The organism is uncultured Nocardioides sp., assembly GCF_902805925.1.
Taxonomy (GTDB): Bacteria; Actinomycetota; Actinomycetes; order Propionibacteriales; family Nocardioidaceae; genus Nocardioides.
In genome coordinates, this window is record NZ_CADCUP010000024.1 from 1,374 (window position 1) to 3,017 (window position 1,644).

Sequence of the window (1,644 nt, forward strand, 5' to 3'; positions counted from 1 at the left end):
GCGCAGCACCACGGCCGTCCGTTGCGACACCGACAGGGACCGGCAGGCCAGCCACAGCCGCCGGCGCTCATCTGCACCCATGCCGGAGTCGGGACCCGGTGTGGAGCCCTCGAACGGGGGCTCGGCCACCGGCACCTCCCGGCGCCGGGTCCTGCGCCACAGGGAGACATGGGCATTGACGACCATCCGCTTCGTATACGCCTCGGGATCATCCAACCCGCCGATCCGACCCCACTTCGGCAGCGCCTTGGACAATGCCTCTTGCACGAGGTCCTCGGCGTCGGACCGGTTGCCGGTCAGGGCGAGGGCCAGGCGCAGCAGCGACGGGCCACGAGCCGCGACCCACGAGTCGAAGTCGGGCAGCACGCGCGCCGGACTCGTCTCCGGGTGCGGCTGCATGGTCTCCATACAGGGTCAACGCCGAAGCGTCAGGTTTCGTTGCGAGCGCAACCCCAGGGGAGACCCACGTCGTCCCGCTCGTCACCGACCACGACGTCACGGTCGTCGACGCCGTCACCGGCATCGCCATCGACACCAGCAAGAACTGCCAGTCCCGGAAATGACAAAGATCCGAACCTACTTCCGTGGGTTCGGATCTCGCAGATGTCCTGAGACATCACATGGCTGGCGGTGGCGGAGGGATTTGAACCCTCGGTGGGCTTGCACCCACAAACGCTTTCGAGGCGTTCTCCTTAGGCCGCTCGGACACGCCACCGCCGGGAAGGCTACCGGACGGCGACGGGCGGCGGTGAATCGGCCGGGTCAGGCGAGCACGAGCAGGACGTCGCCCTCCTGGACGACGTCGCCGGGAGCGACCTTGACGGCCGAGACGGTGCCGGAGCGCTCGGCGATCACGGGGATCTCCATCTTCATCGACTCCAGCAGGACGACGGTGTCGCCCTCGGTGACGGCCTCGCCGGTCCGGAACGCCACGCTCAGGACGTTGGCGACCATCTCGGCGAGGATCTCGGTGCTCGTGTCGCGGGCCATGGGAGGACGCTAGCGGCTACCCGCCCGTAGCCGGGTGCCCGCGCGGCACGGAGGCGGTCAGAGCGAGCGGAACCGGGACGGTTCGGGGCGGTGCGCGGCGGCCTCCTCCGCCGCACGGGCGCGGCTCCCCCGGGGGCCGGTGAGAGCGAGGTCGGCCCGGATGACGAGGTAGCCGACCACCAGGCCGAGCACGACGCCGTACGTCACCTGCAGGGCGGCCTCGAGGAAGGAGCCCTGCGGGTTGACCAGCGAATGGGCGACCGGCAGGGTCGCGGCGACCCCGAAGGCGCAGACCCACCAGCCCTGGCGGCGGCGGGCCCGCATGTGGACGCCCCAGACGAGGGCGGGGATCCCGAGCAGCACCACGATCGGCCGCGGGAACGCCCGCAGGTTCTCACGGCTCCAGCGGACGACGTCGAGCGCCGGCTCGACCACAGAGGAGATGCCGTACCGGCGCAGCAGCTCGGCGTAGGCGAGGGTGAGCGCGAGGACCAGCGAGCCCACCACCACGATGAGGAAGCCTCGCCGGCCGAGGCCGTGCAGCCCGGCGCCGAAGCGGAAGACCAGGACCAGCACGAGCGCGAAGCCGACGGCGAGGGTGGCGTACTCGAAGCGCTCGCGGTCGACCTGCGGCTCGAAGCCGACGGTGGCGAA

The 1,644-nt window shown here is 70.9% G+C and carries 2 protein-coding genes, 1 tRNA gene and 1 pseudogene; all 4 read right to left on the reverse strand.

Translation table 11 applies throughout. From position 1 onward, the window contains the following. Nucleotides 1–408, reverse strand: a 408-nt coding sequence (locus QZX64_RS01455; RefSeq protein WP_295656370.1) for a sigma factor, incomplete at its 3' end; no start/stop codon positions are given. Between the two features lie 217 nt (nucleotides 409–625). Next, nucleotides 626–715: transfer RNA gene (locus tag QZX64_RS01460), tRNA-Ser, on the reverse strand. A 47-nt stretch (nucleotides 716–762) separates the two neighbouring features. Then, nucleotides 763–990: a biotin/lipoyl-binding carrier protein gene (locus tag QZX64_RS01465; protein ID WP_295656371.1), complete on the reverse strand. Its 228-nt coding sequence runs from the start codon at nucleotides 988–990 to the stop codon at nucleotides 763–765. Between the two features lie 57 nt (nucleotides 991–1,047). Beyond that, a pseudogene (locus QZX64_RS01470) lies at nucleotides 1,048–1,644 on the reverse strand (hypothetical protein); the annotation flags it as partial.